Origin of the sequence: Robbsia betulipollinis, assembly GCF_026624755.1 — a bacterium.
In the GTDB taxonomy this organism is placed as follows: domain Bacteria; phylum Pseudomonadota; class Gammaproteobacteria; order Burkholderiales; family Burkholderiaceae; genus Robbsia; species Robbsia betulipollinis.
Genome location: NZ_JAPMXC010000002.1, coordinates 287,610 through 306,801, shown reverse-complemented (window position 1 = coordinate 306,801; position 19,192 = coordinate 287,610). Strand labels below are relative to the sequence as shown.

Sequence of the window (19,192 nt, the reverse complement as noted above, 5' to 3'; positions counted from 1 at the left end):
CCCGCGTCGTTTTGCTGCGACGCTTTGCCCGCGTCAGTTGTGCCCCGGCAGGGATTGCCAGATGATCACGGCATTGAGCAGGACGATCGCGCCGGTGACGCCCCAGCACGTTGCGCGCAGGATGCCGCTGACGCGCCACTGACCCATCAGTTGCCGGTCCTGCGCGAAGACCATCAATGGGGTCACCGCCAGCGGCAACTGCATCGAGAGCACCACCTGACTCGCCACCAGCAGCCGGTTCGACCCGCCTTCGCCGTAGATCGCCACGGCGACCAGCGCCGGGCCGAGCGCGAGCCCGCGTGTCACGAGCATGCGTTGCCACGGCCTGAGGCGCAACGTCGTGAAGCCTTCCATCACGATCTGTCCGGCCAGCGTGCCGGTCACCGTCGAATTCAGCCCGCAGGCCAGCAGCGCGGCGGCGAACAGCGGCGCCGCCCAGCCCTTGCCGACGAGCGGCGTGAGCAGACGATGGGCATCGGCCAGATCGTCGAGTCGGGTCTGCCCGGCCGCGTGGAAGACCGCGGCGGCCACCGCAAGCAACGCGGCGTTGATCAGGAACGCGATCGACAGCGCCCCGAGCGTATCGACATTGACGCCGCGCAGCGCCTGCCGGATTTCGCGCGCCTTGCCGTTGGGCGCGTGACGTTTGACCAGCGCCGAATGCAGATACAGATTGTGCGGCATCACCGTGGCGCCGAGGATGCCGGCCGCCAGCCAGAGCATGCCCGCGTGCCGGACGATATCCAGACTCGGCACCAGGCCGAGCAGCATCGGCGCCCAGGCCGGCTTGGCGATCGCCAGCTGGGCGACGAGGGACACGCCGACGAAAAGAATCAGGGCCGTCACGGCGATCTCGATGGCCCGCGTGCCGAGCCCGCGCAGTGCGAGCAAGGCGATCGTGCCGACCGCCGAGACGATCACGCCTGCCGCCAGCGAGATGCCGAACAGCAACTGCAGGGCCACCGCGCTGCCGACCACTTCGGCGACGTCGCACGCGATGATCGCGATCTCGCTGGCGATCCACAGGAACCAGTCATCTTGCGGCCGAACCGCTCCCGGCACAGTTCCGCCAGATCGCGCCCGGTCACCAGCCCGACCCGTGAGGAGACCCATTGCAGCAGCATCGCCGCGAGGCTGGCCAGCAGCACCACCGAGAGCAGGGCGTAACCGTACTGCGCACCGGCGGCGAGATCGGTCGCCCAGTTGCCTGGGTCCATATAGCCGACGGCGACCATCGAGCCGGCACCGATGAAGGAAAACCAGCGGCGGGCCCGGGGCGCGGGTCTCGAGGCACCGGCCGATGGCAGTTCGCTGCTGACTGCCACGTCTGTGTTCATAGACAACGTTCCATGGTTGGCATGGCGGGTGGTGACGCGCCGGGCGGGAAGGGGACGGACGGAGGGGAGGCGGACAGAGGCGCGGACGTCGCGATGCTTGTTCGCACCTGTGATCTCGTCGCCTGACACCGCAGTGTAAAGCAATAACCACGCCAACGTTTCGACCGAATCGTCGCGCGTGCGCTCGCGTCGCGCGACCCGCCTCGCGCGGCGGGTTTGCTCTGTAAGATCGGAGCCCTGCATTCGAGCAACGCATCCGGTGTTGAGCAAATTTTTTTTGTCGGCGCGGCAAAAAATGATAGCTTCGCCTTTTTTGCATGTTTTCAGGCGCCGCGGCGCCGTTACGGGAGAAGATGAAACATGACCAGACTGCCGTCGAAGCGCCGTGCGGATCCTGCCGCAGATGGAGAGGGGCAATGTGCACCCACAGCGGCGGATGCTGCCCCGGCGCGGGGGGGGGCGGGGCCCGGTTCGACGCTGCCTGAGCGCGGCCCTGGTCGCCGCGACGACCGTATCCGGATTGTTCGGCGCGAGCCTTGCGCAGGCGCGCGACACGACGCTGAATGTCTATAATTGGTCCGATTACATCGCCAAGGACACCATTCCGAATTTCGAGAAGCAGTTCGGCGTGAAGGTGCGCTACGACAACTACGATAGCGACGACACCCTGCAGGCGAAGCTGCTGAGCGGTAATTCCGGCTACGACATCGTGGTGCCCACCAGCAATTACGCCGGACGTCAGATCGCCGCGGGCATGTTCGCGCCGCTGGACAAGAGCAAACTGCCGAATCTCAAGTACCTCGACCCGGCGTTGATGGCGCTCGTCGCCGGCGCGGACCCCGGCAACCGCTATACGGTGCCCTGGGCATTCGGCACGACCGGTCTGGGCTACAACGTCACCAAGGTGAAAAAGTTGCTGGGCGACACCGTTCCGCTCGACAGCTGGGATGTGCTGTTCAAGCCGGAGAATATCGCCAAGCTCAAATCGTGCGGCGTCTCCGTGCTCGATGCGCCGGACCAGATGTTCGCGGCCACGCTGCACTACATGGGCCGCGACCCGATGAGCACCAAGCCCTCGGACTACCGCGACGCGCTCGAAGTGCTCAAGAAGATCCGCCCGTCGATCACCCAATTCAGCTCGTCGGGCTATATCAACGACATGGTCGGCGGCGATATCTGCTTCACCTTCGGCTGGTCGGGCGACGTGACGATCGCGCGGCATCGCGCCGAGGAAGCGAAGAAACCTTTCGTGCTGCAGTACTTCATTCCCAAGGGCGGCGCGGCGATCTGGTTCGACGTGATGGCGATTCCGAAGGACGCGCCGCACAAGGAGGCGGCGCTGGAATGGATCAACTATATCGAAAATCCGCAGGTGCACGCCGCGATCACCGATACCGTCTACTATCCGAGCGCGAATCTCGAGTCGCGCAAATACGTCGACAAGGCCGTCGCCAACGATCCGGCGGTCTACCCGAGCGCCGACGTCATCAAGACGCTGTTCCTGCTCAAACCGCTGCCGCCGGAAATCCTGCGTCTGCAGACGCGGCTGTGGACGCAGTTCAAGACGGGGCACTGATATCTTGACAGGCGCAATGGGCGAGGCGCGCGGGGCGGGCGCGCGGGGCAGGGCTGACGCAGCGGATGAAGGCAAGGCGAACCAGGAGGCTGATTTCATTCAGTTGCGCAACGTCGTCAAGAAGTTCGGCGACGCCGTGGCGGTGGACCGGGTGAGCCTGTCGATCCGGCGTCGGGAAATCTTCGCGCTGCTGGGCAGTTCCGGCTGCGGCAAGTCGACCCTGCTGCGCATGCTCGCCGGTTTCGAGACGCCGACTGCGGGGCAGGTGCTGATCGACGGCGAGGACGTCACCGCGATGCCGCCGTATCGCCGGCCGGTCAACATGATGTTCCAGTCGTACGCGCTGTTTCCGCATATGACGGTCGAGGGTAACGTCGGCTACGGGTTGCGGCAGGAGGGCGTGCGCGGCAGCGAATTGCGCGACCGCGTGGCCGGGGCGCTGGAACTGGTGCAGATGGGCCGCTTCGCGACGCGTCGTCCGCATCAGCTGTCGGGCGGCCAGCAACAGCGGGTGGCGCTTGCGCGCAGTCTGGTGAAGAGGCCGAAACTGCTGCTGCTCGACGAGCCGATGTCGGCGCTCGACAAGCAGATCCGGCAGCGCACGCAGATCGAGCTGATCAACATTCTCGAAACCGTCGGCGTGACCTGCATCATGGTCACCCACGACCAGGAGGAGGCGATGACGATGGCCGACCGCGTCGCGGTGATGAGCGAGGGCGAGATCGTGCAGGTCGGCAAGCCGACCGACGTCTATGAAGTTCCGAACTCGCGGTTTTCGGCGCAGTTCATCGGCACCACCAACCTGTTCGAGGGCGAGTGGATCGCGACCGAGGCCGATCACGCGCGGATCGACGCGCCCGAACTGGTCCGGCCGCTGTACATCCGTCATGGCGGCGCCCCGGCGGGCGCATCGGGCACATCGGTCGCCGTCTCGATACGTCCCGAGCGGGTGCGGCTCTCGCGCGGGCAGCCGACCGCGGCCTGCAACTGGTCCGCGGGGGTGGTCGCGCAGACGGCGTATCTGGGGGCCTACACGATCTGCCATGTGACGCTGCCCTCGGGCCGGGTCCTGCTCGCGAACGTGCCCAGCCTCGGGCTGAACAGGATCGGCATGCCGGAAATCGGCGAAACGGTCTTCGTCTCCTGGGATGCGGACGACGGCGTGGTGCTGACCTCATGAAATGGCTGTCCGATCATCCCGGCGGCGCCCGGCGGCTCGCGATCGCCGGCCCCTATCTCTGGCTGCTGCTGTTTTTCTTCGTGCCGTTTTTGTTGGTCGTCAAGATCAGCTTCGCGGATCAGGAGATGGGCGTGCCGCCCTACACGCGGCTGCTCGAGTGGAGCGAGGGCGTGCTGCACCTGACGCTGCAGTTCGGCCATTACGCTTTTCTGCTGTCGGACTCGCTGTACATCGCCACCTATCTCAGCTCGCTGAAGATCGCGGCCATCTCGACGCTGCTCTGCCTGCTGCTCGGCTATCCGCTCGCCTATCAGATCGCGCGCACCGATCCGGCGCGCCGCAATGTGTTGCTGATGGCGGTGATGCTGCCGTTCTGGACGTCCTTCCTGATCCGCGTGTACGCGTGGATCGGCATCCTCAAGAACAACGGTCTGCTGAACCAGTTCCTGCTGTCGATCGGCCTGATTCATACGCCGCTCGAGTTGTATCACACGAACTGGGCGGTCTATATCGGCATGGTGTATTCCTATCTGCCTTTCCTGGTGATGCCGCTGTACGCGCATCTCGTGAAAATGGACCGATCGGTGCTCGAAGCCGCGTACGACCTGGGCGCGCGGCCGTGGAAGGCGTTCTGGCAGATCACGGTGCCGCTGTCGCGCAACGGGATCATCGCCGGCTGCCTGCTGGTCTTCATTCCGTCGGTTGGCGAATACGTGATTCCGGGGCTGCTCGGCGGCGCGGACACGCTGATGATCGGTCGCGTCATGTGGGACGAATTTTTCAGCAATGCGGACTGGCCGATGGCCTCGGCGGTGACGTGCGCGATGGTGCTGCTGCTGCTCGTGCCGATGGTGCTGTTCCAGCATTTCCAGGGGCGGGAGAGCTTACGTAAATGAGCGCATATCGATGAGCACATGCCAATGAGACAGGCTTTCGCTTCCTTCTCGCCGGTCAGGGTTGCCTCGCTGGGCGTCGGTTTCCTGTTCCTCTACATTCCGATCGTCAGCCTGGTCGTCTACTCGTTCAACGCGTCCGAACTGGTCACCGTCTGGACGCATTTCTCGCTGCGCTGGTATGCGGCGCTACTGGACGACGCGGAGCTCATCGCCGCCTTCCGGCTATCGCTGGAAATCGCCACGGCGAGCGGGTTCGCCTCGGTGGTGATGGGCACCTGGGCGGGCTATGTGCTTGCGCGCATGCGCCGCTTTCGCGGCGTCGGGCTCTATACGGGCCTGATCACCGCGCCGCTGGTGATTCCCGAGGTGATCCAGGGCATTTCGCTGCTGCTGCTGTTCGTCGAGATGGCCAAGTATTTCGGCTGGCCCGCCGAGCGCGGCATGGTGACGATCTGGATCGGCCACGTGATGATGTGCATGTCGTACGTCGCGGTCATCGTCCAGTCGCGCGTGCGCGAACTCGACCCGTCTATCGAGGAGGCGGCGCTCGACCTGGGCGCGACGCCGCTGCGCGTCTTTTTCACGATCACGCTGCCGATGCTGTCGCAGGCGCTGATCGCCGGCTGGCTCTTGGCGTTCACCTTGTCGTTCGACGACGTGGTCCTGTCCGCCTTTCTCTCCGGTCCGGGCTCGACGACCTTGCCGCTGGTGATCTTCTCGCGCGTGCGCCTCGGGCTGAACCCGGAGATGAATGCGCTTGCCACCCTGTTCATCGCGGTGGTCACGATCGGCGTGGTGATCGCCAACCGCGTGATGCTGCGTGCCGAGCGCCGGCAAAATGGCGGCTGACGGAGAACGCGCCTAAGGTCGGTCGAACGCGGCCAAGGGCCAGGGACGAACGAGGTGCCCCTCAGCCGCGCTGCGCCGCGGCGCGCAGCAGTTGCGAGGACCACACATCCGGGTCGGTATTGCTGCCGCACAGCACGATGCCCACGCGCTTGCCGGCCAGGGCGCCACGCAGCGGCCCGAGCAGCGCCGCGAGCGGCGCCGCGCAACTCGGCTCGACCGCGAGCTTCAACTGGTCGAAAAGGCGCAGCATCGCGTCGCCCAGTTCGGCGTCGCTCACCGTCACCACGCGGTCGAGATGGCGGCGGCACAGTTCATAGCTGTATTGTCCCGTGTCGTCGGGCGCGAGGCGGTCGTCGAACGACGCGCGCGTGCCGGTACGCACCGGCTTGCCGGTCGCCATGCTCTGCGACAGCGCGTCGGCGTCACGCGGCTCGACGCCATAGATGCTGCACGCCGGGTTGGTCAGGCGGAAGGCGGTCGACATGCCCGCCGCCAGACCGCCTCCGATCGGCACGACCACCGCGTCGAGCTGCGGCACCTGCGTCGCCCATTCATAGCCCAGCGTCGCGGTACCGAGCACCGTCCGGTAGCCATGAAAGGGCGAGAGCAGCGTGCGCGCCTCGTCGACGACGATGCGCTGCACCAGATCCAGCGCCTGCGCGGGGTTGTCGACCACCACCACATCCGCGCCGTAATGACGCGCCAGTTCCAGGCGCGAGCGCGTGCCGCCGCGCGTCACGACGATCTTCGCGCTGATGCCCAGGCGCATCGCCGCGTAGGCGACGGCCACGGCATGATTGCCGGCACTCGCGCAGGTCACGCCCATGTTGCGCTGGCTTTCCGAGAGCGCGAGCATGTTCGAGAAAGCCGCCCGGGTCTTGAATGTCCCGGCGAATTGCAGCAGTTCCAGCTTGAAATGCAGCTGCGTGTCCTCGAGCGAAAGGAAGTCGGTCTTCTCGAAATGCGGCGTGCGCGTCACCCAGGGGGCGAGCGCGATGTGTTCGGCGGCGATGTCGTCGAGCGTGGGTACGGGGATGCCCGCGACCATTTCCGCGGCGGGAAGACGAGCGTTCATGACAGGGCCTTGGAAAGCGTGGCGCCCGGCGCACCGGCACCCAGCGCGCGCAGGATTTCTTTCAGGGTCGCCACGCGCACCGCCAGATCGGGGCTGCGCGTTTCGATGCGCAGCTTGTCCTGTCCGGCGAGTTTGATGTGACGGTTCTTCTGCACCATCGCGATGATGCGCATCGCGTCGATCGGCGGGTTCGGGATGAACTGCAACGCGATCAGGGTGTCGGACGCATCGATCTTCGAAATGCCGATCGGCCGGGCCTCCAGCCGCAGCCGGTGCGTCTCGACCAGTGCCTGCGCCTGCGGCGGCAGCTTGCCGAAACGGTCGATCAGTTCCTCGTGCACGGTGTCGATCGCATCGGCCGACTCGCAGTTCGCCAGGCGCTTGTAGAGCGACAGACGCTCCTGCACGTCCGGGCAGTAATCGGACGGCAGGATCGCCGGCACGTGCAGATTGATCTCGGTGGTGGCTGCCAGCGGCGCGGTCAGGTCCGGCTCGCGGCCCGCCTTGAGGGCTTTCACCGCGTCGTTGAGCATATCGGTATAGAGCTGGAAGCCGATTTCCTGGATCTCGCCGGACTGCTTGTCGCCCAGCACCTCGCCGGCGCCGCGGATCTCCAGATCGTGCATCGCGAGATAGAAGCCCGAGCCCAGTTCCTCCATTTGCTGGATGGCCTCGAGCCGGCGCGTGGCCTGGTTGGTCAGCGTATCGACGTCACGCACCAGCAGATAGGCGTACGCCTGATGGTGCGAGCGTCCGACTCGCCCACGCAGCTGATGCAGTTGCGCCAGGCCGAAACGGTCGGCGCGATGAATCAGGATCGTGTTCGCGGTGGGCACGTCGATGCCGGTCTCGATGATGGTCGTGCACAGCAGCACGTTGAAACGCCGCCCGGTGAAATCGCGCATCACCCGCTCGAGTTCGCGCTCGTGCATCTGACCATGCGCGACGACGATGCGTGCCTCGGGCACCAGCTCCTCCAGCATCGCGCGCCGGTTCTCGATGGTCTCCACCTCGTTGTGCAGAAAGTAGACCTGGCCGCCGCGCTTGAGCTCGCGCAGCATCGCCTCGCGGATCACGCCGTCTTCCTCGCGGCGCACGAAGGTCTTGATCGCGAGCCGTTTCTGCGGCGCCGTCGCGATCACCGAAAAGTCCCGCAGTCCCTCGAGCGCCATGCCGAGCGTGCGCGGGATCGGCGTGGCCGTCAGCGCCAGCATGTCGACCTCGGCGCGCAGCGCCTTGAGCGCTTCCTTCTGACGCACGCCGAAGCGGTGCTCCTCGTCGATCAGCACCAGGCCCAGCCGCTTGAACTTCGCGTCGGCCGAGAGCAGCTTGTGCGTGCCGATGACGATGTCGACGGTACCGTCGGCCATCGCCTGGATCGCGGCGCTGGTTTCCTTGCCGGTCTTGAAGCGCGACAACTCGGCGATGCGGATCGGCCACTGCGAGAAGCGGTCCGAGAAGGTCTGGAAATGCTGCTCGGCGAGCAGCGTGGTGGGGCAGAGCAGCGCCACCTGTTTGCCGCCCATCACCGCGATGAACGCCGCGCGCAACGCCACCTCGGTCTTGCCGAAACCCACGTCGCCGCAGACCAGCCGGTCCATCGGCTTGCCGGCGGTCATGTCCGCGATCACCGCCGCGATCGCCGCCGCCTGGTCGGGCGTTTCCTCGAAACCGAAGGTCTCGGCGAACGCATCGTAGTCGCGCGGCGAGAGTTCGAACGCATGCCCTTCGCGCAGCGCGCGGCGCGCGTACAGATTCAGCAACTCGGCGGCGGTATCGCGGATCTGCAGCGCCGCGCGGCGTTTCGCCTTTTCCCACTGGCCGGAACCCAGCGCGTGCAACGGCGCGGTTTCCGGGTCCGCGCCGCTGTAGCGCGAGATCACGTGCAGTTGCGACACGGGCACATAGAGCTTGCTCGCGCCGTTGTACTCCAGATGCAGGAACTCGGTCTCGCCTTCGCCCATGTCCATCGACATCAGCCCCATATAGCGGCCGATACCGTGCTGGCTGTGCACCACCGGGTCGCCGATCTTCAGCTCCGAGAGGTCGCGCACCATCGAGTCGACCGAGCTTGCCTGCTCCTGGCGCCGCCGCCCCGTACGCCGCGCGATCTGTCCGTAGAGTTCGGTCTCGGTGACGAAGGCGACCTGCCGGCCCCGCGCGCCGGGCTCCTGCGGCAGCACGAAGCCGGCGGCCAGCGGCGCGACGCCCAGGCCGAAGCGCGCGTCGCCCTGCAGGAACTGCGCGAAATCGTCGGTGAGCACCGGCGGCAGGCCCGCGTCGTTGAGCATTTGCGCGATCGTCTCGCGGCGTCCCGCGGACTCGGCGGCGAGAAATACCCGCATGCCCGGCAGGCCGACGAAGTGCCGCAGCGCGGCCACGGTGTCCTCGGCGCGCCGGTCGACCGCGAGGGCAGGCAGGGCCGTCGCGAACGGCGCGTCCGGCGCTTCGCCGTTCAGCGTCAGACGCGCGAAGGGCTTGGCGAGCGTGAAGAATTCCTCGGCGGTCAGGAACAGGCGCGCCGGATCGAGAATCGGCCGCTCGCGGTCGTGCGACAGAAAGTTGTGACGCTGCCGCGTGTCGGCCGCGAAGCGGCTGACCGACGCTTCGATATCGCCGACGAGGACGAGCTGCGCGGCGGCCGGCAGATAGTCGATGAACGTGGCGGTCTCGCTGAAAAACAGCGGCAGATAGTATTCGATGCCCCCGGGCGGCACGCCGTTGCCGATGTCGCGGTAGATGGTCGAGCGGCTCGGGTCGCCTTCGAACACCTCGCGCCAGCGGCTGCGAAACGCCGTGCGCGCCGCCTCGTCGAACGGGAATTCCCGGCCGGGCAGCAGGCGCACCTCCCGCACCGGATAGAGGCTTCGCTGGCTGTCCGGGTCGAACGCGCGGATCGAATCGACTTCGTCGTCGAACAGGTCGATGCGGTAGGGCAGCGGCGAGCCCATCGGGAACAGGTCGATCAGACTGCCGCGCACGCAGTATTCGCCCGGGCGCACCACCTGGCTGACGTGCTCGTAGCTGGCGAGCACGAGTTGCGCGCGCAGCCGCGCCTCGTCCAGCTTGGCTCCCTGCGTGAACTCGAAGGTATAGGCGGCCATGAACGACGCCGGCGGCATTCGGTACATCGCCGTGGTCGCGGGCACGATGACGATGTCGCAGCGGCCTTCGCCGAGGTCATGCAGCGTCGCGAGCCGTTCGGAGATCAGGTCCTGGTGCGGGGAGAACGAATCGTACGGGAGCGTCTCCCAGTCCGGCAGCAGCCGGACCCGCACGCCCGGCGCGAAGTAGGGAATCTCCAGCACGAGGCGCTGCGCGTCGAGCGCGTTCGCGCACACCACCGCGAGCGTCGAGAAGCCGGCGGGGCGTGCGCCGTTCCCGTCCGGTGCCGCGACGGCGCGGTTGGCAAGGAAGTAGCGCGCGATCAACAGCGCGTCGGCCGAACCGGGCGGCGTGCCGTAGGCATAGCGGCTGCCTTTTTTCACCAGCGGCACGGGCGAAGTCACGGGCGGGGACGCGACAGACGAGGCGGGAAGCGCCGCGCGTTCCGCGGCGGGCATGGCGCCTCCGGCGGCGTCCGCGGCAAGGGGGACGGCGGGCGAGCGGGCGGCCGGGCCGGAAGGCGGATTCGAACGGGACTTGGAGGACAAAGCAGTAGTGTCTGACGTGTCTGGCATGGTGGCGGATTCGTTGCAGCGGCGCGGCTGCCGATGATCTGCAGCCTCGGGCGTCCGGTATGACCGGCGGGGCGCGGCACGAGCGCGCCACCGTGAACGTGGCGGCGCGGCCGTTCAATCGGCCGCACCGCGAAAAGAACAATATTATAGAATCCGTCGTCGTCTGTGACTTTTTGGCGAAGACGGACCGGCATCGCGGCCCCGGAATGTGTCAGCATGGGTCCGGACCTGCATCTCTCCCGGCGCGGCCGCGTCGTGAAAACTTTCGGTAATCAGTCATACGCATGGCACAGGAACTCAGGGTCAACGACCGTCTCTTCGCACTCATTCCATGCGCCGGCAGCGGCATGCGCGCTGGCGGCGGTCTGCCCAAGCAATATCGTACTGTCGCCGGACGCAACTTGCTGCATCATACGCTTGCCGCGTTCGATGCCTGTTCGGAGTTCGCGCAAACGCTGGTGGTGCTGGCCGCCGATGACACGGGTTTCGACCCGCGCCGCTTCACCGGCCTGCGCTATGCGGTGCGGCGGTGCGGCGGCGCGAGCCGGCAGGTCAGCGTGCAGAACGGTCTGCTCACGCTGATGCGGGAATTCGGCGCGCGCGACACGGACTGGGTGCTGGTACACGACGCGGCGCGGCCCGGCATCACGCCGGGGCTGATCCGCGCCCTGATCGCCGCGGTGAGCGGGGACGCCATCGGCGGCATCGTCGCCTTGCCCGTCGCCGATACCATCAAGCGTTCCGCCCCGGCCGGAGATCCCGGGGACCCGGGCGGCGCGCCGGGCACGGGGAGCAAAATCGGAAATGCAGCAGGGAGCGACAGCGTGCCGCGCATCCGGGCGACCGAATCGCGCGATCATCTGTGGTTGGCGCAAACGCCGCAGATGTTTCGCCTGGGGCTGTTGCGCGGCGCACTCGACACCGCCGCGCGCAACGGCAGCGTCGTCACCGACGAGGCCAGCGCGATCGAGGCGTTGGGTCATGCGCCCTTGCTGGTGCGCGGCAATCTTCGTAATTTCAAGGTTACCTACCCGGAGGATTTCGAACTGGCGGAATCGGTTCTGGGCGGGGCCGACAAGGATAGAAAATGAACATCAGAGTCGGACAGGGTTATGACATCCACGCGCTGGTCGCCGGCCGGCCCCTGATCATCGGCGGTATCGAGATCCCGTACGAACGCGGCCTGCTCGGCCATTCCGACGCCGATGTCCTGCTCCACGCGGTGACCGACGCCTTGCTGGGCGCGGCGGGCCTGGGCGATATCGGTCGCCATTTTCCCGACACCGATCCCGCTTTCAAGGGCGCGAACAGCCGCGTGCTTCTGGCCGAGGCCGCGCGCCGCGTGCGGGCCGCCGGCTGGCGCGTGGGCAATGTCGACAGCACCGTGATCGCCCAGCAGCCGAAACTCGCGCCCCACATCGCCGCGATGTGCGCGTCGATCGCCGAGGATCTCGATATCGCCGTCGACGCCGTTAATGTCAAGGCCAAGACCAACGAGAAGCTCGGTTCGCTGGGCCGCATGGAAGGCATCGCCGCGCAGGCGATCGTCCTGCTCACACGGGATTGAAAGGCACGGGCGCGTCTTCTTCTGCCGTCCCGCCCGTCTGCGTCGCGGCGGCTTCCGGCTCAGGCATGCGGCCTAGCCGCCGATGGGTCGGTCACCCCGGCACAATTCCCCGGTTTGCAGCGCGTCGAGTATTCGCAGCGTCTCGTCGGGGCTGCGTCCCACCGCGAGATTGTTGACCGACACATGTTGTATGACGTTGTCCGGGTCGACGATGAAGGTGGCCCGCAACGTCACGCCGCTTTGCGCGTCCCGAATGCCCAACTGGTCCACCAGGTCGCCCTTCGTGTCGCCGAACGAGTAATGATTCAGTTCCGACAGATCCGGATTCTCGCGCCGCCATGCGAGTTTCACGAACTCGTTGTCGACGCTGCCGCCCAGCACCACCGCGTCGCGTTCCTCGAAAGCCCTCACCAGGCGCGCGAAACCGATGATCTCGGTGGGGCACAGCAGACTGAAGTCGCGCGGATAGAAGTACAGAATCTTCCATTGCCCCGGAAAGGACTGCTCGGTCAAGATCTCGAATGCGGATTCGCCATCCTGCTCGGCATGATTGAAGCCAGGCCGGGCAGCGGGAACCGAGAAGGTTTCCAGCTTGTCGCCCACGGTTTTCATTGCGGTTCCCTTTGGTCAGCGTATCAGGCCAAGGTCTCGGGCAGGACGCTCATCGTCGCTGCGCTCTGCTTGATCAGGGGAAATGATAGCGTGACTTCGAGACCCGGGCCCGGAGCGCGATTCGCGATGCGCAGCGTGCCGCGGTGGCGCGTCACCAGACGCTGGACGATCGCCATGCCCAGGCCCGTGCCGTCGGCCTTCGTGCGCGCTTCGTCGACCCGATAGAACGGGCGCGTGACGAAAGCCAGTTGATCTTCGGGGATGCCGGCTCCCTGGTCGCGCACCACCAGCACCGCGCGCGAATCCGCTATGGACAGGCTCACCGACAGGTGGATCTTTTCGTCGCTCATGCTGCGCCCGTATTTCCGGGCGTTCTCCACCAGATTGTCGACGATGCGGCGCATATCCGTCGGTTCGGCCTCGACCACCACCTGCGGTGCCAGTTGCGTATCCAGCACCGTCTGCTCGTCGTTTTCGAGCCGTCCCACCGCGTCGCCCACCAGCAGCGAGAAATCGATCGGTTCCTGCGCGCGCTGTCCCGGCCGCGCGTAGTCCAGGAAACGGCCGATGATCCGATCCATCTGCTCGATGTCGTCGACCATCGCGTCCTTGGTCATCTCGTCGGCCGGACTCATTTCCGTTTCCAGACGCAGCCGCGCGAGCGGCGTGCGCAGATCGTGGGAAATGCCCGCGAGCATCAGCGCCCGGTCCGCTTCCAGCTGCTCGAGGTCCCGCACCATCTGGTTGAAACTGCGATTGGTATCGGCCGCGACGCCCAGGCCGCGTTCCGGCAGCGCGTCGGGGGTTTGCCCCGAACCGACCTTGCGCGCCGCCCACGCCAGCCGTGCGAACGGCCGATTCACCAGACTGGTGATGAACGCGGCGCCGAAGAGCGACAGCGCCAGCGCGAAGACTCCCCACCCGATCCATTGCAGGCCCGTCACGCTGTCCAGCTGATCGCGGTTGAGCGACACCCAGTAATCGTCGTCGTCGATCTTGAAACTGATCCACACGCCGCCGATGCCGTTGACCGAGGCGGCGATCGCCGTATCGTCGCCGAGGCGCTTGCGCAGGTCCGACTCGATCAGACGGTTCACCGGCCCGTCCGGTTGCTGCACGAAGCGGTCGCCCGGCTCGCGCGGGTACACCCGCACTCCCTCGTTGCTTTCGAGATCCTGCAGTAGCGCGCGGCGCAGGTCGGGATCGGAGTAGAGCAGGGCGGTGCGCGTCAGCTTGACGATGGCCACCAGTTGCAGCGCCACGCGTTGCGCGCGGGGTTCGCGCTCGATCACCCGGAAACTCTGGAACCAGGCGGTCAGGCTCACCGCGATCAACAGGGCGATCAACAGGAAGGTACGCCAGAAGAGGCCGCCGAACGCCAGCGTGAGCAGGCGCCGGTCGATTCTGTGCGTCAGGAGCGTGGACAATCGGGCCTCGCGGTCAAACGGGTTGCGCCAGGCCGGGCCGCGTTAGGCCGGGCCGCGCCAGGCCGGGCCGCGCTAGGCCGCGCCATCCGGGATGAACACATAGCCCAGACCCCAGACCGTCTGAATGAAACGCGGACTGCCCGGGTCCGGCTCGATGAGCTTGCGCAGACGCGAGATCTGCACGTCCAGACTGCGGTCGAATACCTCGTATTCGCGCCCGCGTGCCAGTTCCATCAGCTTCTCCCGCGACAGCGGTTGCCGCGGGTGGCGGGCGAAGACCTTCAGCACCGAGAATTCCCCGGTGGTCAGGGGGATCTCGTTGCCGGCCTTCGTCAGCGTGCGAGTCGCCAGATTCAGCGCGAATTCGCCGAACTCGAAGGTTTCCGCCGTCTCGGACGGCGCGCCGGGCAATTCCGTCGGCGCGCGGCGGCGCAGTACCGCATGGATACGCGCAACCAGCTCGCGCGGATTGAACGGCTTCGGCAGGTAATCGTCGGCGCCCATTTCCAGTCCGACGATGCGGTCCACATCCTCGCCCTTCGCCGTCAGCATGATGATGGGCGTGCGATCGTTGCCACCGCGCAGACGCCGGCAGATCGACAACCCATCCTCGCCAGGCAGCATCAGATCCAGGACCAGCAGGTCGAAGCGCTCGCGCACCCAGAGCTTGTTCATCGACGGCGCGTTCTCGGCGACGTAAACGTTGAAACCTTGCTCTCCGAGATAGCGACGCAGCAGGTCGCGCAGTCGGGGGTCGTCGTCGACGACGAGTATTTTTGATGGGCTTTTGGTTTCCATGTCGTCATCTTAACGCGAATCAACCGGACCGCGATTTCGCTCTGGCAGGCGGCTTACAAAGCGTTACAGGATTTACCTCGCCCAAAACACCCGCCCACCGCCCATTGCGCCGGGCTGTCGGCTCTGCCTGGCCTCGTTTTTGACGCGCTTTTGGGTAAAGGCGCCGCCACGATTCGACATATAGCAGTTTCCCGCGCGGCTCGCAACGCTCGAGGACGTGCTCCAATGGTTCACCCGAATGAATTGAACGTTTGCTGAAGAAGGCCCGATGAATCGTCGCCGCTTTGTTGTCTCCACACTCTCCGCCGCCAGCCTGACCGTGGTTGGCTCGTCGCGCGTACACGCCGCGTCCCGCTGGCCGGACACGCATCGCGCCGAACCGGGTCCCGGCCGCGCGCCATCCGTCATGCCGCCGCAGTCCCGGCACCTGATCGTGATCGAACTGGCTGGCGGCAATGACGGCCTGAACACGGTCGTACCCGTGACGGACCCGCTATACCGAAGATTGCGCCCGACGCTGGCGCTCGACGCTACGCAGACCGTGCCGCTCGACGGCACCCGGCATCTGCATGTCGCGTTGACGCCGTTGCTGCCGCTGTGGCGTGCCGGCGAATTTGCCATCGTCGAGGGCGTCGGCGCACGGGGTCCCGGCCTGGGGCATTTCCGGGCGGCCCAGGTGCGGCGCAGCGGTTCCCGTGTCGATGTGCATCAGCACGACGATTGGCTCGATCGCGCGTTGGCCGCGCAAGCCGCGGCAGGTGTGCCTGCCGGTACGGTATGGCGCCCCAACGGGGGTGGAAACGCGGCGCCGGCGCATGCGGGCCGCTTCAGCGACGTTGCGCACCGCGCCGCGGACGAACTGATCGCCACCAGCGGCATGAGCGTCATGCGTCTCACCGTGCCCGGTTTCGATACGCATTGCCGGCAAGGCGTACGCCATGCCACCGCGTTGACCGAGCTCGCGGGCGGCATCGCCGTGCTGCACCGACGTCTGCAGCGAGCCGGACGCTGGAACGATGTGGTCATCATGACCACGTCCGAATTTGGCCGCGCCGCCGCCGAGAATGCCGAAGGCGGCACGGAGCATGGCGGTGCCGCGCCGCAACTGCTGCTGGGCGGGCACCTGCGGGGCGGTTTTCACGGTGTGCCTCCGCGGCTCGACGCGCATGGCGGTACGATCGCGCCCGGCGTCGACCACCGCCGCGTGCTTGCCGCGATTCTGGAATCCTGGTGGGGCATGAAGCCCGCCGCGGTGCTCGCCGATGCGCCGGCGGCCTTGCCGGGGCTGTTTCGGGTCTAGCGGCGTGCCGCCCACCATGCGACGAGCAGATTGCGCACTGGCGTCAGGGCAATGCGCTGGTGCAGCACCTGGAAGCCGGACGCCTCGATTTCCGCGAGCAGTCGCAGCGCCATGGCCGCCTGGGCCCGCAGGGAAGCCTGGGAGCGTCGCTCGGCGCGCGGGATCGCGTCGAGCGACGCATGCAGTTCACTGCGTGCCCGTGCCGTCTGAAACGCCATCAGGGCGGTAAAGGCCGTGCTGTAGCGGCGGTTCAGGATATCGGCGGCGCTCACCCCGAACTGCTGCATTTCACTGATCGGCAGATAGATCCGGCCATGCCGCGCGTCCGCGCCGAGGTCGGCGATGATCGACGCGAACGACAACGCCACGCCCAGCCGATGCGCCCAGGACGGGGCGCGCGCGGCGGAGGGCGCGTCCTTTGTCGGCGCAGGTGCGGCGGCGTCCCGCTCCGAGGGCACCACGGCGGCGGTTGCGTCGTTGCGCCGCGAGGCGCGCGCGATCTGTTCGGTGAAATCCCCTGACACTACTGCCAGATAGTTCTTCAATCCCGTCAGGTCCAGATACCGCGCTTGCCGCAGATCCTGCTCGAAGCCGTCGATGAGTGCGAAGAGCGGCGCCGGCGCCTGGCAAAGCCTGGGCAAGGTGGCGGCGAGCGCGTGCGAGACCGGATGGGACGGCGCGCCTTGCGACAGACTCAGCGTTTCGCGCCGCCACCAGTCCAGCTTGGCCTGCGCGATGCTTGGATCGCTGGATTCCAGTACGGTATCCGCCAGTTCGCGCCGGTAGGCATGCAGGGCAGTGAGGGCAGGACGCCGCGCCGGACGCGCCTGCTGAAGCGCGTAATAGAGCGTCGAGCCGGGGGGCGCCGCTTTCTGCTGGCAGTAGTCGAGGGGTTTCACGCTGGCGAATCGGCGAACGGAACAGGGAAAGGATCGGAGGCGAAAGCGCCAGGTGGCATGGGCACCGGTGGGCCGGGTGTCGGGGAATTGTAACATCGTCGTCGGCATGCCTTTCGGACGACGCATACACAAGCTTTGTCGCTTCGGTTAGAATGGCGGGCTGCTTGAACGTCGCCCGCTGCGGCGGCTGGAAAAGCAGCAGCGCGTGCGAGGATGGCGAAATTGGTAGACGCACCAGGTTTAGGTCCTGACGCCAGCAATGGTGTGCGGGTTCGAGTCCCGCTCCTCGCACCACTGTTTTACTTTAAAATCAAATATTTAGTAAAATTCAAGTCCCGATTTCTGTCCCGTTTTACCCCTGTGTCCGGTTCTCAAAGACAGCATTTTTCAATCTCGTTCCCTTTTCGTTCCTGCGATCTAAGAGCCACTGATTCAAAATGGCAGTCTTGTTTATCGCGTAGGCAACCTGCAAATTCGTCCAGACCGCGCAGTACTTGAGCGTCGTATTTTATTCATGAAATTTACATAGCAATACTAAGAAAAAGACAGAAATGGGCTAGCTGCGCGGTCCTTGACGAGCCTCTCCTACCGATCGGCAGCGGCGAGATCATCACCCGCCACAACCGCAATCCCTAACCCCATCCCTCGAACCGAATCGCACCGGCACGGCGCGCGTCTGCGCGAGGGACAGGGTTCCAGGCCGGTTCCAGGCCGTTTATTTACCCAGCCCGCTGGCGGCGATCTGCTGTTCCACATACGCCGCGAACAGGGCATGCGTATGCGTGGTCGGGTGTACATCGTCGGCGAAAAGGTAGGTCTGATCGGCACCGGCCGCGGTGAGATAGGCCGATGTGCAATACAGGGACGACGCGTACGACGTCGGATCGGACAGTCCAGCCGCCACGGCCACGGCGGCCATCGCCGTCAGATTGCAGGCGGTCGCGGTATTCGATACCGTGAAGCCGTTGGCAACATAGTTCGTCGACAGATTGTCCTGCCAGGTGAAGGCGTCGACGTACACCACCTTGCTCAGATTGCCGGCGCTCTGCAAGGCCGCATACAGTGCGGTGTTGTAGGCCTGGGCGACCGCGGTCAGGATCGCCTGGCCCTGCGTCCCCAACGCCAGCGCGAGCGGCGTCTGTCCGATATCCGGAACATTGGATACCACGACATGCGTGGCGCCCGCCGCCAGCACGGCGGCCACCTGCGCCGCCAGGGCGGTGGCCACCGGCACCAGCGTGGTCTGCGTTTCCTGCGTAATGGCCGCTTGCAGCGTCATGCCGGCCGCGACGTCGGCCGCCACCGCTTCCACCAGGGTGGTGGCCTGGATGAAGATGTCGTTCGCGCCGCCGTTGATCAGCACGAGCTGATTGGCGTTGAACGTCCCGTGGGCGCTCAGGTATTCCTGCACCTGGGTGACGATGGGGACGGTGGTTGCCGCGCTGTAATCCGTCGCCGAGGTCGTGGCGTGGCTCTCGCCAATGGGATCGGTCACGCGGGATCCGCCTTGCGCATAGCCCAGGCCGGTCGATGCGACCAGCGGCGTGCCATAACCGCCCAGATAGGCCGCGGTGAGGGTGCCACCGTAATATTCCGCGACCTTCTGCGTCCAGACCTCGCCCGGGTTGGTGGTATAGCGTCCACGGACGAAACCTGCCGATCCCGTACCCGCATAGGTGCCGACATCGGACAGGCTGTCGCCGAACGAGACGACCTGCAGATCGACACCGCCCGCGGCGGTGCTCGACGTCGTGCTGCCATCGTGGCCGCCGCCGCAGCCAGCGAGCATCAGAAAGGCGATACCGGACAAGGTATTTCTTGTACGCCCGAGCGTTTTGCGAGACAGGAACATGAGCAGGTGTCGATCCAGGATGAGCTTCGAGATAGGCGTTTTTGCCGTGACCGTGCAGGACTTACACGGACGACGCGCCCCCCCCCGGAGGTGTGTGAGGATAAGCGTGTGCCCATCCTCACGCGGGGCACGGGATGACCGAGG

The 19,192-nt window shown here is 66.1% G+C and carries 14 protein-coding genes, 1 tRNA gene and 1 pseudogene; 8 read left to right on the top strand and 8 right to left on the bottom strand.

Annotation, left to right across the window (positions count from 1 at the left end; translation table 11 throughout):
- Positions 1-33: 33 nt before the first annotated feature.
- Positions 34-1,337: pseudogene (locus OVY01_RS13120) on the bottom strand (Nramp family divalent metal transporter).
- Positions 1,338-1,773: 436 nt separating this feature from the next.
- On the opposite strand from OVY01_RS13120, the gene OVY01_RS13115 reads away from it, so the two are divergent.
- From OVY01_RS13115 to OVY01_RS13100, 4 genes are read left to right on the top strand one after another with little or no spacing between them, the layout of a single operon-like run.
- Positions 1,774-2,913 (top strand): polyamine ABC transporter substrate-binding protein, encoded by a 1,140-nt coding sequence (locus OVY01_RS13115; RefSeq protein WP_284700880.1) that lies wholly within the window; start codon positions 1,774-1,776, stop codon positions 2,911-2,913.
- A gap of 16 nt (positions 2,914-2,929) precedes the next feature.
- The gene (locus OVY01_RS13110; RefSeq protein ID WP_267848088.1) at positions 2,930-4,093 is read left to right on the top strand and encodes an ABC transporter ATP-binding protein; all 1,164 of its coding nucleotides are present in this window, start codon (positions 2,930-2,932) and stop codon (positions 4,091-4,093) included.
- Positions 4,090-4,989: an ABC transporter permease subunit gene (locus OVY01_RS13105; RefSeq protein WP_267848028.1), complete on the top strand. Its 900-nt coding sequence runs from the start codon at positions 4,090-4,092 to the stop codon at positions 4,987-4,989. The genes OVY01_RS13110 and OVY01_RS13105 overlap by 4 nt, the downstream gene beginning before the upstream one ends.
- 24 nt (positions 4,990-5,013) lie before the next feature.
- A complete protein-coding gene (locus OVY01_RS13100) occupies positions 5,014-5,838 on the top strand; it encodes an ABC transporter permease subunit (protein ID WP_267848027.1) in 825 nt (274 codons plus the stop codon).
- A gap of 61 nt (positions 5,839-5,899) precedes the next feature.
- Here the strand turns inward: OVY01_RS13100 and OVY01_RS13095 are convergent, their stop codons facing one another.
- A complete protein-coding gene (locus OVY01_RS13095; RefSeq protein WP_267848026.1) occupies positions 5,900-6,913 on the bottom strand; it encodes a threonine ammonia-lyase in 1,014 nt (337 codons plus the stop codon).
- Positions 6,910-10,476, bottom strand: coding sequence for a transcription-repair coupling factor (gene mfd, locus OVY01_RS13090; protein WP_267848025.1), 3,567 nt, complete (start codon positions 10,474-10,476; stop codon positions 6,910-6,912). The genes OVY01_RS13095 and mfd overlap by 4 nt, the downstream gene beginning before the upstream one ends.
- Positions 10,477-10,877: 401 nt before the next feature.
- Between mfd and OVY01_RS13085 the strand changes: the two genes are divergently transcribed.
- Together OVY01_RS13085 and ispF are read left to right on the top strand one after the other, a co-directional pair.
- Positions 10,878-11,684, top strand: a complete 807-nt coding sequence (locus OVY01_RS13085) for an IspD/TarI family cytidylyltransferase (protein ID WP_267848024.1) — start codon at positions 10,878-10,880, stop codon at positions 11,682-11,684.
- Entirely contained in the window at positions 11,681-12,160 is a 480-nt protein-coding gene (gene ispF / locus OVY01_RS13080) for a 2-C-methyl-D-erythritol 2,4-cyclodiphosphate synthase (protein ID WP_267848023.1), read from the top strand. The genes OVY01_RS13085 and ispF overlap by 4 nt, the downstream gene beginning before the upstream one ends.
- Before the next feature lie 72 nt (positions 12,161-12,232).
- Here the strand turns inward: ispF and OVY01_RS13075 are convergent, their stop codons facing one another.
- The 3 genes from OVY01_RS13075 to ompR form a co-directional block, all read right to left on the bottom strand.
- On the bottom strand, positions 12,233-12,772 hold the full coding sequence (locus OVY01_RS13075; RefSeq protein WP_267848022.1) for a peroxiredoxin: 540 nt from the start codon (positions 12,770-12,772) through the stop codon (positions 12,233-12,235).
- Between the two features lie 23 nt (positions 12,773-12,795).
- Complete coding sequence (locus tag OVY01_RS13070) at positions 12,796-14,199, bottom strand: ATP-binding protein (RefSeq protein ID WP_267848021.1); 1,404 nt, start codon at positions 14,197-14,199, stop codon at positions 12,796-12,798.
- Positions 14,200-14,271: 72 nt separating this feature from the next.
- Entirely contained in the window at positions 14,272-14,997 is a 726-nt protein-coding gene (gene ompR, locus OVY01_RS13065) for an osmolarity response regulator transcription factor OmpR (protein WP_267848020.1), read from the bottom strand.
- A gap of 268 nt (positions 14,998-15,265) precedes the next feature.
- Between ompR and OVY01_RS13060 the strand changes: the two genes are divergently transcribed.
- Complete coding sequence (locus tag OVY01_RS13060; protein ID WP_267848019.1) at positions 15,266-16,297, top strand: DUF1501 domain-containing protein; 1,032 nt, start codon at positions 15,266-15,268, stop codon at positions 16,295-16,297.
- Here OVY01_RS13060 and OVY01_RS13055 read toward each other — a convergent pair.
- Positions 16,294-17,196: a squalene/phytoene synthase family protein gene (locus OVY01_RS13055; RefSeq protein ID WP_267848018.1), complete on the bottom strand. Its 903-nt coding sequence runs from the start codon at positions 17,194-17,196 to the stop codon at positions 16,294-16,296. The two genes, OVY01_RS13060 and OVY01_RS13055, sit on opposite strands and share 4 nt — an antisense overlap.
- A 207-nt stretch (positions 17,197-17,403) precedes the next feature.
- Here OVY01_RS13055 and OVY01_RS13050 point away from each other — a divergent pair.
- A tRNA-Leu gene (locus OVY01_RS13050) sits at positions 17,404-17,490 on the top strand.
- A 421-nt stretch (positions 17,491-17,911) separates the two neighbouring features.
- Here the strand turns inward: OVY01_RS13050 and OVY01_RS13045 are convergent.
- Complete coding sequence (locus OVY01_RS13045) at positions 17,912-19,048, bottom strand: SGNH/GDSL hydrolase family protein (RefSeq protein WP_267848017.1); 1,137 nt, start codon at positions 19,046-19,048, stop codon at positions 17,912-17,914.
- Positions 19,049-19,192 lie beyond the last annotated feature (144 nt).